10 protein-coding genes are annotated in these 15878 nt (G+C 59.0%); 8 read left to right on the top strand and 2 right to left on the bottom strand.

The window, feature by feature from the left end; genetic code table 11:
* Positions 1–283: 283 nt before the first annotated feature.
* From BWR18_RS13400 to BWR18_RS13380, 4 genes are all read left to right on the top strand, one after another.
* On the top strand, positions 284–1453 hold the full coding sequence (locus BWR18_RS13400; RefSeq protein WP_076628932.1) for an OmpA family protein: 1170 nt from the start codon (positions 284–286) through the stop codon (positions 1451–1453).
* A 179-nt stretch (positions 1454–1632) separates the two neighbouring features.
* On the top strand, positions 1633–2058 hold the full coding sequence (gene rplK / locus BWR18_RS13395; RefSeq protein ID WP_076628930.1) for a 50S ribosomal protein L11: 426 nt from the start codon (positions 1633–1635) through the stop codon (positions 2056–2058).
* 1 nt (position 2059) lies between these two features.
* Positions 2060–2758: a 50S ribosomal protein L1 gene (rplA, locus tag BWR18_RS13390; protein ID WP_076628928.1), complete on the top strand. Its 699-nt coding sequence runs from the start codon at positions 2060–2062 to the stop codon at positions 2756–2758.
* A gap of 375 nt (positions 2759–3133) precedes the next feature.
* Positions 3134–3463, top strand: coding sequence for a hypothetical protein (locus BWR18_RS13380; RefSeq protein ID WP_076628925.1), 330 nt, complete (start codon positions 3134–3136; stop codon positions 3461–3463).
* Between the two features lie 47 nt (positions 3464–3510).
* On the opposite strand, the gene BWR18_RS13375 is transcribed toward BWR18_RS13380, so the two are convergent.
* Complete coding sequence (locus BWR18_RS13375) at positions 3511–4245, bottom strand: hypothetical protein (RefSeq protein WP_076628923.1); 735 nt, start codon at positions 4243–4245, stop codon at positions 3511–3513.
* The gene (locus BWR18_RS13370; RefSeq protein WP_157598770.1) at positions 4242–5132 is read right to left on the bottom strand and encodes a hypothetical protein; all 891 of its coding nucleotides are present in this window, start codon (positions 5130–5132) and stop codon (positions 4242–4244) included. Before BWR18_RS13370 ends, BWR18_RS13375 begins: the two co-directional genes overlap by 4 nt.
* A gap of 557 nt (positions 5133–5689) precedes the next feature.
* Here BWR18_RS13370 and rplJ point away from each other — a divergent pair.
* The 4 genes from rplJ to rpoC all read left to right on the top strand — a co-directional run bounded on the left by rplJ (position 5690) and on the right by rpoC (position 15728).
* Positions 5690–6202: a 50S ribosomal protein L10 gene (gene rplJ / locus BWR18_RS13365; protein ID WP_076628920.1), complete on the top strand. Its 513-nt coding sequence runs from the start codon at positions 5690–5692 to the stop codon at positions 6200–6202.
* 69 nt (positions 6203–6271) lie between these two features.
* Positions 6272–6649: a 50S ribosomal protein L7/L12 gene (rplL, locus tag BWR18_RS13360; RefSeq protein WP_076628918.1), complete on the top strand. Its 378-nt coding sequence runs from the start codon at positions 6272–6274 to the stop codon at positions 6647–6649.
* Between the two features lie 396 nt (positions 6650–7045).
* Positions 7046–11182, top strand: coding sequence for a DNA-directed RNA polymerase subunit beta (rpoB, locus tag BWR18_RS13350; RefSeq protein ID WP_076628914.1), 4137 nt, complete (start codon positions 7046–7048; stop codon positions 11180–11182).
* A gap of 301 nt (positions 11183–11483) precedes the next feature.
* Complete coding sequence (gene rpoC, locus BWR18_RS13345) at positions 11484–15728, top strand: DNA-directed RNA polymerase subunit beta' (protein ID WP_076628912.1); 4245 nt, start codon at positions 11484–11486, stop codon at positions 15726–15728.
* The last annotated feature ends 150 nt before the right edge of the window (positions 15729–15878 follow it).

Below are 15878 nucleotides of genomic sequence, written 5' to 3'. Positions count from 1 at the left end.
ACGGAGCACGCATCGGCCCTCGAAATTCGCGCGCCTCAAGACCAATTTTGCCAACGGCCCTTGGCTGCGTTGCCGGAGCTAAGATGGTTTGGGCCGGTAACACAGCGCTCTGCGGAACCACGGCCAAAGGTGGCTGTTGCAAAACCGTTCTATCCCAGACTTATCCACAAAAACGTCCACAAGACCTGTTGACGAACCCGGCGGATTACCGCCTACTGGTTGATATAGGCACACGATGTAGATGTGCCAACGCAAGCCGAGCAGCGTATCTGGGGGATATTCTATGGCATTGAAATATTTAAGGGACAGCCTCCCGTGGCTGGTTCCGTCCGCTGCAATTGTGTTTGCAGCATCCGGTTTTCTTGAATTGGGGGGCAAGGACGAGGCCGGACCGGCACAATCCATTGCAGCCGTCACACCGGTCGCACCACAAGCTGCACCCATCCAGGCCCCCGCTCCAGCACTGACCGCAGTGCCTGCCGATCAAGAGATCGTGGCCCGTCAGGTCACGCCCGAGACATCCCTGACCGGCATCGCGCCTGTCGCGGTGCACCCTCAGCCGCTCGCCGCCGCAGTGCCCACGCCCACGCAGCCAGCCAGTGCCGCGCCGCAGCGCACTGCATCGCTTGCAACAACGCCCGCCGCACCTTTGTTTGATACGAACACGTTTGCTGCAGGCGCCCGGCAGCAATGCGTCGATGACCTGCGCAACATGGCCGCGCAGGCGCGTGTCTATTTTCCCAGTGGCGGTCTGACGGCTGACCAGGGTGGGATTGAGCAGGGCCGCCTTCTGGGTTTGATCGCGCAGAACTGCACCGGTGTGCAGATCCGGGTCGAAGGGCACTCGGATCCGTCCGGTGATCCGGCCGCCAACCTCCGCCTCAGCCAGGCCCGCGCCGAGGCAGTGATCAATCGCATCGGTGCCTCTGGCATCGACACCGCCATGTTCTTTGCCGAAGGTCTGGGTGATCGCCAACCCTCCGGCATCGTAGGGCCGGAACCTGCATCATATTACGACCGCCGCGTCGAGTTTTCGATTGTCGACGACGTCACGCACGTCGCTGTCCGCGCACCCGCCGTGGTCCCCAAGCCCTGGGCCAACGCAACCTGCGTGACCGCTCTGCAACGCGCCGTGGACAGCACGATGTTGTTCTACGCACCGCGCTCCGTGTCCTTGGGTTCCAGCGACGTTGATACGGCGATGACCCTTGCCACGATGGCCATGGAATGCCCCCACGCGCGGCTGCGCGTCATCGGCCATCACGCGGGCGATGTGCAGGCGGGCGAGGGCGTCTCGACCGGTCTCCTGCGCGCCAAGGCGCTCATGGCGATGCTCGTCGGCCGTGGAGTAAATGCCGAAGAAATCATTATCGCAGCGCCCTCTCGCCCCCTGAACGATGCAGGCCTGCCCGGCAGCCGCGTCCGCTTTGACGTGATCCTCGAAGAGGGCTGACGTCCCGTCCCCGCGGGGACATTCCCCCTTGTCTTTCTGGCAGGAGCGCTGTAACCGGCGCTCCTGTTGCTTTGCAACATTCCCCGTGGGAGGCGAGGGCATCGCGATGCTCGGACCAAGACCACGTCAACATAGGTTTTGAAACGCGTTTCGAAGCTGTTTGAAAAGGAGATTGGCACATGGCCAAGAAACTCGCAGGCACCATGAAATTGCAGGTGCCCGCCGGTCAAGCAAACCCTTCCCCGCCGGTTGGTCCGGCGCTGGGTCAGCGCGGCATCAACATCATGGAATTCTGCAAGGCGTTCAACGCCAAGACAGCAGACATGGAGCCCGGTGCGCCGTGCCCGACCGTGATCACGTACTACCAGGACAAATCCTTCGCCATGGATATCAAGACGCCCCCCGCGTCCTACTATCTGAAGAAGGCGGCCAAGGTGAAATCCGGCGCCAACAACCCAAGCCGCGAAACCGTGGGCAGCGTGACCGTTGCGCAGGTCCGCGAAATCGCAGAGGCCAAGATGAAGGACCTCAACGCAAACGACATCGAGGGCGCGATGAAAATCATCGTCGGTTCCGCGACGTCCATGGGCATCGAGGTGAAGTAAGATGGCAAAGCTTGGAAAACGCACAAAAGCAGCCCGCGAAGCCTTCGCCGGCAAAGAGAACCTGACCGTTGAAGAAGCCGTGGCGCTGGTCAAAGGCAATGCCTCGGCCAAGTTCGACGAGACGGTTGAGATTTCCCTGAACCTGGGCGTCGACCCCCGTCACGCGGACCAGATGGTGCGCGGCGTGGTGGGCTTGCCCAACGGCACCGGCAAGGACGTCCGTGTCGCCGTGTTTGCCCGCGGTCCCAAGGCCGAGGAAGCGCAGGCGGCAGGGGCCGACATCGTGGGCGCCGAGGACCTGATGGAAACCGTCCAGGGTGGCACGATCGAGTTCGACCGCTGCATCGCCACGCCCGACATGATGCCCATCGTGGGCCGTCTGGGTAAGGTGCTGGGCCCCCGCAACCTGATGCCGAACCCCAAGGTCGGCACCGTGACCATGGACGTCGCGGACGCCGTGAAGGCGGCCAAGGGTGGCGAGGTTCAGTTCAAGGCGGAGAAGGCCGGTGTGGTCCACGCGGGCGTGGGCAAGGCATCGTTCGACGAGGCCAAGCTGGTGGAAAATATCCGCGCCTTCGTGGGGGCCGTGGCCAAGGCCAAGCCGTCGGGCGCGAAGGGCACGTATATGATGAAAGTCTCGCTCAGCTCGACCATGGGTCCGGGCGTGAGCGTGGACGTGGAGAATGCCGTCACCGAGTGATCGGAGATGGGATTTGAAAAAATGGACGCGGGCCCGGACGGGTCCGCGTTTTTTTTGTCCCGTGATGGGACAGAGGGCAGGGGCAGCAAAAACAAGGGGTTGCAGGGGCGGATTAACCGTTTGGTAGGGTTTATGCGGCGCGTGGGTGGGTCAGGGTGGGCCTTTGCCCGGTGGGGCATGGGGATTTTCACGGGGTGCCGCCGCATGACGCCCTAAGGCGGGCGGTTTTTGACGAGACGCCCCGATTGTTCATTTTGAAAGTGAGGCATTCGTGAAGCCGCCGCGGTCATTTTTGGATTTTTCGAGGGAGTTTCACCAAGACCTCGGCCTTGTGCATCCGGGGGGGCGGAGGGGCCGCCGCAGGTTCGGTACGAGATGTATGCGGATGTTCGGCAGAGATACGGCGACGCGGCGGTGCGGGACCTGGCGGCCTACTTTACCCGGATGTTGGCGGCGCCGGATCATGTGCTGGGTGCGCTCTGGTTTCGGACATCCGAGGCGGAGTGGGGCTGCCGGGGAAGGGCGTTCGGCGGATTTTTGAAGAGTTCGTGGATTGGGCGGCTGGGAGCGAATGACGCCGGTGTGGTCTGTGCCTGGTCGTCGGATGGTGGGCAGATTGCCCACCCTACGGTGCATTGGCTGCGCGGTGAGACGGACATCGCCGGACCGGGGGATGGCGATCTTGGGGTTGTGCGGGGCAACTGATTGACTTTGAATGATCCAACAATCTGATCTATCGGCGACTCTAGTAGTCAGTCGATCAACTTTACCGCAATTGCATTATGCAATAGAACCTCATTGTTTCCTAGCAAGCCAGTGTTTGCGGTCCACATGCCGCCACTTATACTGCCACTAAATCTCATAGCCGAATCGCAAAACGTCTCTATCAGAAGGAACTTTGTTAGAGACAAAGTGCTGATGCCAGTTGAAAAGCCAAAATACAGAGTGCCGGTATTAGAAATGCACACAAAGGGAATATTTTGGGCATCTGACACTAACCTATTTTCGCCAAACGAGAGCTGTCTGTTGTCAAAATTGGACTTGCTGTTGGCGATCATAAGCGGCCCTGCTTGGATGCAATCCGGGTAGTTGAATGCCAAATTTGATGGGTGCTTGAGAATAACCCAATCGCTGCCCGACGCACAAAATATACCAGTAGTGAGCCATGTATTGTGTGCTTTGCTATAATCGCGATCTTTGGATCGTACTAAGCCCAAAGGGATCACCGGAACGAATTCCGACAAGTATCCACCAGACAAGAAATAATCGTAATCTGTGCGCTGTACAAATTCAAGAAGAAGCAATCCTTCTCTTCTTCCAACCCCAAGAGTCTCGGCAACCAATATTTCGATAGAGGCTGTGCCGGGGGCAAACTGGCTCATCTGAACTTCGCCGGTTTCCCACTCAAATTTTTTAACATCTGCGGCGGCATAGGCTGGTGAAGAAGCTGTAAGAAGAATAACCAAAAGACCAAAGAAATATATCATTGCCTTACTTCCCGCAGCACGTTTCGAAATGGAGGAGACACAAATGCCAAATACTCTATGTAAACATCCGCATCTGACAAAGTGTCAAGCTCGCGCTTCTTTGCAGCTTCTTCAGAAATCGTGAGTATCACCTGGACAGGAAAATAGTTGTCTACTTCAGTCCCGAGCCTTCGAACAATACCATCCTTTTGATGTACACAATTGTTTGATAAGTCGATCTGCACATGGTAGTCATCGTCTTCTCGTAACCTGCTGATTGAATTCAATACGCAGTGAGGATGCTTGTAGATAATTTGAATTTCTTGTTCCGCCTCTAGGCCTTTTACATCCAACGCCAAGTCAACGGCATGCCCGGGTCTAAGATACAGTGGTATTGTATGCCTACTTGCGTCATTTGACAGAATTGTTGACCCTGCCACGACTGCGCCTATGTTTTGTGATAGCCTACGTTCTAGGGTCGACACGATGGCTTTCGACAATTCACTATCAGCATCACTTATTTGTGTTTTTACGTATTTTTCCACTACCGGCAGGACCAATTGCTGGCGCGCTGAAAAATACCAGTTTTTCAAATAAACCGACACCGCGTCTTCTGTGAAACCTGCTGCTATTAGAAACCCACTAAATATGACCCCAACTGCCATACTCCAAGGCTTCGTGATCACCTTGAAGAACCGATCGCGCAAGCCCGTAGAGCCTTCTCGGTTGTCGGGGACACTTGCCGTTGTAGGGACGCCCGTTGCAGTCTCTTCGGCGACAGCGTTTGTATTTGTGATATCTTGGTCTTCTGATGACATGTTTAATCGCCAAGCAAAAAAGAGACGTTCTGATAAATTGCTTAAGAAAGCTGAGACTAACTTAACGAGCCGAGCCACATGATTATGCATTCGATAGGGCTTACGTGCAACATTTGTTGTGCAGTTTGATATAGCGCCCGGCTAGGTCCAACTTTCGGTGTCAGAGACTTGCCCGCTGTCAGCTAGAAGCGATAGAGTAAATAGCGAGTAGCTGATTGATTTTAAAAGAAATATGCTTACGATTTCGTGGCGGGGGTGGTAAAAGCACCTTGTACAAAGTTATCTGAACGCACTTTGGATCACGCTATCGAAACAGTCGTTTTCCTTCATCTGCTTCTGTGGCGGTGTCGCAAGTGTGCTGGAGTTAACGTCAACTTGAGCTGACCGAGCCCTTCACAACGCCCCCCAAACCCTCTAACCCCCTCCTCCGAGGGTGTCCGATTGATTCGAACGCCCTCGCTTTCGTCCGAGACGGTGGGTGAGCCAGTGCTCATAAATCCTGCCCGAGGCGGGAACAGACCTTCTTCTCCAGATGCTCCGTCGAGCCTCTGGCGGTCTTGGACCCGTGTATTTCGAGGACCAAACCGCCGGAGTGATCCGGTGCAAACTGAGCCGGGGGGTTCGCCCCTCAGAAACTGGAGAAAACTGTGGATAGAGCCCAGAAAGAGAAAGTGGTCGAGGAACTCGGCCAGATCTTTGAAAGCTCTGGCGTCGTTGTGGTTGCCCACTACGCCGGTCTGACAGTTGCCGAAATGCAGGATCTGCGCGCCAAGGCGCGGGATGCGGATGCTGCGGTTCGTGTTGCCAAAAACAGGCTCGCCAAGATCGCCCTTGAGGACAAACCCTGCGCAAGCATCGGTGCGTACCTGACGGGCATGACCGTTCTGACCTATTCCGAAGACCCCGTGGCAGCCGCCAAGGTGTCCGAGGACTTTGCCAAGGGTAACGACAAGTTCGTGATCCTGGGCGGCGCAATGGGTGAGAACGCGTTGGACCGGGCCGGTGTGACGGCTGTGTCGAAGATGCCATCGCGCGAGGAGCTTATCGCTACCATCGCAGGCATGATCGGCGCACCCGCCAGCAACATCGCCGGGGCCATTGGCGCACCTGCAAGCAACATCGCCTCCATCCTCTCGACCATCGAGGAAAAGGCGGCCTGAGGCATTGTCTGAACGGCGTGGGACACCCCGCGCGTTGGAACACACTCATAAACGGAAAGAGCTGATACAATGGCTGATCTGAAAGCACTCGCCGAAAGCATCGTGGGTCTGACCCTGCTGGAAGCACAAGAACTGAAAACCATCCTCAAGGACGAGTACGGCATCGAGCCCGCCGCTGGCGGCGCTGTGATGATGGCGGGCCCTGCTGACGGCGCTGGCGCCGCGGCCGAGGAAGAGAAGACCGAATTCGACGTTGTTCTGAAGAACGCCGGCGCCTCCAAGATCAACGTGATCAAGGAAGTCCGCGGCATCACCGGTCTGGGCCTGAAAGAAGCCAAGGACCTGGTCGAAGCCGGTGGCAAGATCAAGGAAGGTTGCGGCAAGGACGAAGCCGAAGAGATCAAGGGCAAGCTGGAAGCAGCGGGCGCCGAGGTCGAACTGGCCTAAGCCACGCGACATCGCGAGACGGGGGGCGTTCCGGCGACGGGGCGCCCCATTTTCGTCAGGGTGGCGGGATTTGACAAAAGCGGGCGTTTGTTACAGTGTGCGCCTTGTGCTTTCCCCTCTGTCATCCTAAATGAACGTCTCCGCTGGGAGCGATGATTCGCGCCCGGCTTTTTGCGTCTTGTGTCGATGGGGGTATCCAGAAACAGCAATCAGTGTTCCGATCTTTCGCAAAAAGCCGCTGGACCGAACCGCCGCGGCGGCTTTTTAGGAAAGATTGTGATCGGGCGCGCATCTTGGGCGGGTGCGCAGGGATAGATCACCTTTTCGATCTTTGAGGATCGCGCCGGACCGCCCTCCCGCTGCGCGATCAGAACAAAGATGGAGTGCGAGAACCGCATGGCAAATACGTTCCTTGGCCAAAAACGTCTTCGGAAATATTACGGTAAGATCCGCGAAGTGCTGGACATGCCGAACCTCATCGAGGTGCAGAAATCATCCTACGACCTGTTCCTGAACTCTGGTGATGAGCCGACCCCCATGGATGGCGAAGGCATCATGGGTGTGTTTCAGTCGGTCTTTCCCATCAAGGACTTCAACGAGACGTCCGTGCTGGAATACGTCAAGTACGAGCTGGAAAAGCCCAAATACGACGTGGAGGAGTGCCAGCAGCGCGACATGACCTACAGCGCGCCGCTGAAGGTCACCCTGCGCCTGATCGTGTTTGATGTCGATGAAGACACCGGCGCGAAGTCCGTCAAGGACATCAAGGAACAGGACGTGTTCATGGGCGACATGCCCCTGATGACGCCGAACGGGACGTTCATCGTGAACGGCACCGAGCGTGTGATCGTGTCGCAAATGCACCGCTCGCCCGGCGTGTTCTTTGACCACGACAAGGGCAAGACCCACTCGTCCGGCAAGCTGCTCTTTGCCTGCCGCATCATTCCGTACCGCGGCTCGTGGCTGGACTTTGAGTTTGACGCCAAGGACATCGTGTTCTGCCGCATCGACCGTCGCCGCAAGTTGCCCGTCACCACGCTGTTGTACTCCCTTGGTCTCGACCAGGAAGACATCATGGACGCGTATTACGATACGGTTCAGTACAAGCTGGAGAAGAACAAGGGCTGGGTTACCCCGTTCTTCCCCAACCGCGTGCGCGGCACCCGCCCGACCTATGACCTCGTGGATGCGAAGACCGGTGAAGTCATCGCGGAAGCTGGCAAGAAGGTCACGCCCCGCGCCGTCAAGAAGCTGATCGACGAAGGTGCTGTCACCGACCTGCTGGTCCCTTACGAGAACATCGTGGGCAAGTTTGTCGCGAAGGACATCATCAACGAAGAAAACGGCGCGATCTATGTCGAGGCCGGTGATGAGCTGACCCTGGAATATGACAAGGACGGCGATCTGATCGGCGGCACCGTGAAGGAGTTGATCGACGCAGGCATCACCGACATTCCGGTGCTGGACATCGACAACGTCAATGTCGGTCCGTACATCCGCAACACGCTGGCGCAAGACAAGAACATGAACCGCGAGACCGCGCTCATGGATATCTACCGCGTCATGCGTCCGGGTGAGCCGCCCACCGTTGATGCGGCAAGCGCGCTGTTCGACACGTTGTTCTTTGACTCTGAGCGCTATGACCTGTCGGCCGTTGGTCGCGTGAAGATGAACATGCGTCTGGCCCTGGATGCCGAAGACACCCAGCGCACCCTGCGCCGCGAAGACATCGTGGCCTGCATCAAGGCGCTGGTGGAACTGCGCGATGGCAAGGGCGATATCGACGATATTGACCACCTTGGGAACCGTCGTGTCCGGTCCGTTGGCGAGCTGATGGAGAACCAGTACCGCGTGGGCCTCTTGCGTATGGAGCGTGCGATCAAGGAGCGTATGTCTTCGGTCGAGATCGACACGGTCATGCCGCAGGATCTGATCAACGCGAAGCCTGCTGCTGCTGCCGTGCGCGAGTTCTTTGGCTCGTCCCAGTTGTCGCAGTTCATGGACCAAACCAACCCACTGTCCGAAGTGACGCACAAACGCCGTCTCTCGGCGCTTGGGCCGGGCGGTCTGACCCGTGAGCGCGCGGGCTTTGAGGTGCGCGACGTGCACCCGACACACTATGGTCGGATGTGCCCGATCGAGACACCGGAAGGGCCGAACATTGGTCTGATCAACAGCCTCGCGACCTTTGCCCGTGTGAACAAGTACGGCTTTATCGAAACGCCGTACCGTGTGGTGAACGAAGGTCAGGTGACGGACGAAGTCCACTACATGTCCGCGACCGAGGAAATGCGTCACACCGTGGCGCAGGCCAACGCGATGCTGGATGATGACGGCAAGTTCCGCAACGAGATGGTGAACACCCGGAAATCCGGGGATTACACCTTGTCGCCCGTGGATCAGGTGGACCTGATCGACGTGTCGCCCAAGCAGTTGGTGTCGGTTGCGGCATCGCTGATCCCGTTCCTTGAAAATGACGACGCGAACCGCGCCCTGATGGGGTCGAACATGCAACGTCAGGCGGTTCCGCTTCTGCAAGCCGAGGCGCCGCTGGTCGGCACCGGCATCGAAGAGGTTGTGGCGCGCGATTCCGGGGCGGCCATCATGGCGAAACGCGCCGGTATCATCGACCAGGTGGACGCCACCCGGATCGTGATCCGGGCGACCGAGGACCTTGAGCTGGGCGACGCGGGTGTGGACATCTACCGCATGCGGAAATTCCAGCGGTCGAACCAGAACACCTGCATCAACCAGCGTCCGCTGGTGAAGGTGGGCGATCTGGTGACCAAGGGCGAAGTGATTGCCGATGGGCCGTCCACCGATATGGGGGAACTGGCGCTGGGCAAGAACGTGGTCGTCGCGTTCATGCCGTGGAACGGCTACAACTACGAGGACTCGATCCTGATTTCCGAGCGCGTGTCGCGCGATGACGTCTTTACCTCGATCCATATCGAGGAGTTTGAAGTCGCCGCCCGTGACACCAAGCTGGGGCCGGAAGAGATCACCCGCGATATCCCGAACGTCGGTGAGGAAGCCCTGCGCAACCTCGACGAGGCGGGCATCGTGTATATCGGTGCGGATGTTGAGCCGGGCGATATCCTGGTGGGCAAGATCACCCCCAAGGGCGAAAGCCCGATGACGCCGGAAGAAAAGCTGCTGCGCGCCATCTTTGGTGAGAAGGCCAGCGACGTGCGCGATACATCGCTGCGGGTGAAGCCGGGTGACTTTGGCACGGTTGTGGAAGTGCGTGTGTTCAACCGCCACGGTGTGGAGAAAGACGAACGTGCCCTGCAGATCGAGCGTGAGGAAGTCGAACGTCTGGCCCGTGACCGGGACGACGAGCTGACCATTCTGGACCGCAACATCTATGCCCGTCTGGGCGACATGCTGCTGGGCAAAGAGATCGCCAAGGGGCCGAAAGGCGTCAAGGCAGGCTCGAACGTCGATGCGGATCTGCTTGAGGCCTTCCCACGGTCGGCCTGGTGGCAGATTGCGCTGAAAGACGAGCAATCGGCACAGGTGGTCGAGGCCCTGAACGAGCAGTATGAGGCGCAGAAGCGTGCCCTGGATGCCCGTTTCGAGGACAAGGTCGAGAAGGTCCGCCGTGGTGACGATCTGCCCCCGGGCGTGATGAAGATGGTCAAGGTGTTCGTGGCGGTGAAGCGCAAGCTGCAACCGGGCGACAAGATGGCTGGCCGTCACGGCAACAAGGGTGTGATTTCGAAAGTGGTGCCGATGGAGGACATGCCGTTCCTCGCCGATGGCACCCCGGTCGATTTCTGTCTGAACCCGCTGGGCGTGCCATCGCGGATGAACGTCGGTCAGATCCTTGAGACGCACATGGGCTGGGCCGCGCGCGGTCTGGGCGTGAATGTCGATGAGGCGCTGCAAGAGTATCGTCGCTCGGGTGACCTGACGCCGGTGCGTGAGGCGATGCAACTGGCCTATGGCGAGGATGTCTATAACGAGGGCATCACCGTCATGGACGAGGATCATCTGGTCGAGGCCGCGGGCAACGTGACACGCGGTGTTCCGATCGCCACGCCCGTCTTTGACGGTGCGAAAGAGGCCGATGTGAACGATGCGCTTGAGCGTGCCGGGTTCTCGACCTCGGGTCAGTCGGTGCTGTTCGATGGTCGTACGGGTGAGCAGTTCAGCCGCCCCGTGACCGTGGGCATCAAGTACCTGCTGAAGCTGCACCACCTTGTGGACGACAAGATCCACGCCCGGTCGACCGGTCCGTACTCGCTTGTGACCCAGCAGCCGCTGGGTGGTAAGGCGCAGTTCGGTGGTCAGCGCTTTGGTGAGATGGAGGTCTGGGCCCTGGAAGCTTATGGCGCCGCCTACACCCTGCAGGAGATGCTGACGGTGAAGTCGGACGACGTGGCGGGCCGGACCAAGGTCTATGAGAGCATCGTCAAGGGCGAGGACAACTTCGAAGCCGGCGTGCCGGAATCGTTCAACGTTCTGGTCAAGGAGGTCCGCGGTCTGGGCCTCAATATGGAGTTGCTCGACGCCGAGGAAGACGAGTGAGATTAGCTGTGGCGCTTGTCGCCACAGCCACCCTCACCGGATGCTACAAGATCGCTGGAGGAACCGTGTACGATCAACAGAGCCAACGCTTCTTTGGATACGAAGAAGATGTATCGGCGAATGTGAACGCAGCGATTTGTCCATCAAGCTTTGAGCTTAGCCCCGAGGCAGCCACAGCACCGCAACGGCGCAACACCAGACAAGTCTGGGGATCGCGCGGCACACAAGAAATTCCCATGAGGTGGCGCTCTTATCGCCGTGCCACCTTCTACGAATGCAAAGAGCCTGGAAAGGACGCCCAATGAACCAGGAACTGACAAACAACCCGTTCAACCCGCTGACGCCGCCGAAGGTCTTTGACGAGATCAAGGTGTCGCTGGCCTCGCCCGAACGCATCCTCTCGTGGTCGTTTGGCGAGATCAAGAAGCCCGAGACCATCAACTACCGGACGTTCAAGCCCGAGCGTGATGGCCTGTTCTGTGCCCGTATCTTTGGCCCGATCAAGGATTACGAATGCCTGTGCGGCAAATACAAGCGCATGAAGTATCGCGGCGTTGTCTGCGAGAAATGCGGTGTGGAAGTCACGCTGCAAAAGGTGCGCCGCGAGCGGATGGGCCACATCGAACTGGCCGCACCCGTCGCGCACATCTGGTTCCTGAAATCGCTGCCGTCCCGCATCGGTCTGATGCTGGACATGACGCTGCGTGATCTGGAGCGGGTTCTGTATTTCGAGAACTATGTGGTAACGGAGCCGGGTCTAACGGACCTGTCCTATGGCCAGATGCTGTCGGAAGAAGAGTTCATGGACGCGCAGGACGCGTTTGGTATGGACGCTTTCACCGCCAATATCGGTGCCGAAGCCATCCGCGAGATGCTGAGCCAGATTGATCTGGAAGCCGAAGCCGAGAACCTGCGCGCCGATCTGAAAGAGGCAACGGGAGAGCTGAAGCCCAAGAAGATCATCAAGCGTCTCAAGGTGGTTGAGTCCTTCCTTGAATCCGGCAACCGCCCGGAGTGGATGGTTCTGACCGTGATCCCCGTGATCCCGCCAGAACTGCGCCCGCTGGTGCCGCTGGATGGGGGCCGTTTCGCAACCTCCGATCTGAACGACCTGTACCGCCGCGTTATCAACCGGAACAACCGTCTGAAGCGCCTGATCGAGTTGCGCGCGCCCGACATCATCGTGCGCAACGAAAAGCGGATGTTGCAGGAATCTGTCGACGCATTGTTCGACAACGGCCGTCGTGGCCGCGTGATCACCGGTGCCAACAAGCGCCCGCTGAAATCGCTGTCGGACATGCTGAAAGGCAAGCAAGGTCGCTTCCGTCAGAACCTTTTGGGCAAACGCGTCGACTTCTCGGGTCGTTCGGTCATTGTGACCGGGCCGGAACTGAAGCTGCACCAATGTGGTCTGCCCAAGAAGATGGCGTTGGAGCTGTTCAAGCCGTTCATCTACTCGCGGCTTGAAGCCAAAGGTCTGTCATCCACCGTCAAGCAAGCCAAGAAGCTGGTGGAAAAGGAACGTCCCGAGGTTTGGGATATTCTGGATGAGGTTATCCGCGAACACCCCGTCATGCTGAACCGTGCGCCGACACTGCACCGTTTGGGCATTCAGGCGTTCGAACCCGTTCTGATCGAAGGTAAGGCGATCCAGCTGCACCCGCTGGTCTGTTCGGCCTTCAACGCCGACTTTGACGGTGACCAGATGGCTGTGCACGTCCCGCTGTCGCTGGAAGCACAGCTGGAAGCGCGTGTTCTGATGATGTCGACGAACAACGTGCTGTCGCCTGCCAACGGCGCACCGATCATCGTGCCGTCGCAGGACATGATCCTGGGCCTTTACTATGTCACGCTGGAACGCGCGGGCATGAAGGGCGAGGGCATGGTCTTTGGCTCGATCGAGGAAGTGCAACATGCTCTCGACGCGGGCGAAGTGCATCTGCACGCCAAGATCACGGCACGGGTGCCGCAGATTGACGCGACCGGCCAGGAGGTCATGCAGCGTTTTGAAACCACGCCGGGCCGTGTCCGTCTGGGCGCACTTTTGCCCCTGAACAACAAGGCGCCGTTCGAACTGGTCAACCGTCTTCTGCGGAAGAAGGAAGTGCAGCAGGTCATCGACACCGTCTACCGTTATTGCGGTCAGAAAGAGTCGGTTATCTTCTGTGACCAGATCATGTCCATGGGCTTCAAGGAAGCGTTCAAGGCGGGCATTTCGTTCGGCAAGGACGACATGCTGATCCCCGACACCAAGTGGACCATCGTTGACGATACCCGCGAGCAGGTGAAGGATTTCGAACAGCAGTACATGGACGGCCTGATCACCCAGGGCGAGAAGTACAACAAGGTGGTCGATGCCTGGTCGAAGTGTAACGACAAGGTCACCGACGCCATGATGGGTTCGATCTCGGCCGATCGTCGGGACGAGGACGGGTCCGAGATGGAGCCGAACTCGGTCTACATGATGGCCCACTCGGGTGCCCGTGGTTCCGTCACGCAGATGAAGCAGCTGGGCGGGATGCGCGGCCTTATGGCGAAGCCGAACGGCGACATCATCGAGACGCCGATCATCTCGAACTTCAAGGAAGGTCTGACCGTTCTTGAATACTTCAACTCGACCCACGGTGCCCGGAAAGGTCTGTCTGACACCGCCTTGAAGACGGCGAACTCGGGCTATCTGACCCGCCGTCTGGTGGACGTGGCCCAGGACTGTATCGTGCGCGATCTGGACTGCGGCACGGACAAGGCCATCACCGCCGAAGCGGCTGTGAACGATGGCGAAGTGGTGTCGTCGCTGGCCGAGCGTGTGCTGGGCCGTGTGGCCGCCGACGACGTGCTGAAGCCCGGCACCGATGAGGTGATCCTGGCCGCTGGCACGCTGATCGACGAGCGCATGTCCGACATGATCGAAGAGATGGGTGTGCAGTCGATGCGCATCCGCTCGCCCCTGACCTGCGAAAGCGAAGAGGGTGTGTGCACCATGTGTTACGGGCGCGATCTGGCCCGCGGCACCATGGTCAACACCGGCGAGGCTGTCGGCATCATCGCCGCCCAGTCCATCGGTGAGCCCGGCACGCAGCTGACGATGCGGACCTTCCACATCGGCGGTGTTGCGCAAGGTGGTCAGCAGTCGTTCCTGGAAGCGAGCCAGGAGGGCAAGATCGTCTTTGAGAACGCCCAGACGCTGACCAACGCGGCAGGGCAGGTTCTGGTCATGGGCCGGAACATGAAGATGTCGATCATGGACGAGAACGGCGACGAGCGCGCGAACCACAAACTGGGTTACGGGACGGCATTGTTCGTGACCGATGGTCAGGATGTGAAGCGCGGCGACAAGCTGTTTGAGTGGGACCCCTACACGTTGCCGATCATCGCGGAGAAGGCCGGTACGGCGAAATACGTGGACCTCGTGAGCGGTCTGGCCGTGCGCGACGAGACGGACGATGCCACCGGTATGACCCAGAAGATCGTGATCGACTGGCGGACAGCGCCCAAGGGCAACGAGCTGAAGCCGGAGATCATTCTGGTGGGCGAAGATGGCGAGCCGGTCCGCAATGATGCGGGCAACCCGGTGACCTATCCGATGTCCGTGGATGCCGTTCTGTCGGTCGAGGATGGCCAGACCGTGGAAGCCGGTGACGTTGTCGCCCGGATCCCGCGCGAAGGTGCCAAGACCAAGGACATCACCGGTGGTCTGCCCCGTGTGGCCGAGTTGTTCGAGGCCCGTCGTCCCAAGGACCACGCGATCATCGCCGAGATTGATGGCTACGTGCGCTTTGGCAAGGACTACAAGAACAAGCGCCGCATTGCGATTGAGCCCAGCGACGAGACCATGGAGAAGGTCGAGTACATGGTGCCCAAGGGCAAGCACATCCCGGTGGCCGAGGGCGACTTCATCCAGAAGGGTGACTACATCATGGACGGCAACCCTGCCCCCCATGACATCCTTGCCATCATGGGTGTGGAGGCCTTGGCCGACTACATGATCAACGAGGTGCAGGAGGTTTACCGACTGCAGGGCGTGAAGATCAACGACAAGCACATCGAGGTCATCGTGCGTCAGATGCTCCAGAAATGGGAGATCGAGGACTCGGGCGACACCACGCTGCTGAAAGGCGAGCACGTGGACAAGCAGGAGTTCGACGCGGCCAACGACAAAGCGCTGTCGAAAGGTGGTCGTCCGGCACAGGGTGGTCCAATCCTGCTGGGGATTACAAAGGCGTCGCTGCAAACGCGGTCCTTTATCTCTGCCGCGTCGTTCCAGGAAACGACGCGTGTTCTGACCGAGGCGTCGGTGCAGGGCAAGAAGGACAAGCTGGTGGGTCTGAAAGAGAACGTGATCGTGGGCCGTCTGATCCCGGCAGGGACCGGCGGGGCAACCCAGGCCGTGCGCAAGATCGCATCGGATCGCGACAACGTGGTCATCGAAGCCCGCCGGGAAGAGGCCGAAGCGGCCGCTGCCTTGGCCGCGCCGAGCGCCGACGACGTGGTGGGTGGCGATGTGTTCGACACGGTCATCGACCATTCGGAAGACAGCCGCGACTGATCCCGTCCTTCGATTTTGACATTGAAACCCCCGCCCGAAAGGGTGGGGGTTTTTGCGTTTGTCAGGTTGTAGTTTAGCGGGGCGCGCGGTGGTTCAGGTTGGGTGCATTTGGGGTGAACTGGCGCTTGGCTTTCGGCTAAGGTGCACATT

The sequence above is a fragment of the Tateyamaria omphalii genome, assembly GCF_001969365.1.
GTDB lineage: Bacteria > Pseudomonadota > Alphaproteobacteria > Rhodobacterales > Rhodobacteraceae > Tateyamaria > Tateyamaria omphalii_A.
This window is presented reverse-complemented; position numbering and strand designations above follow the sequence as displayed.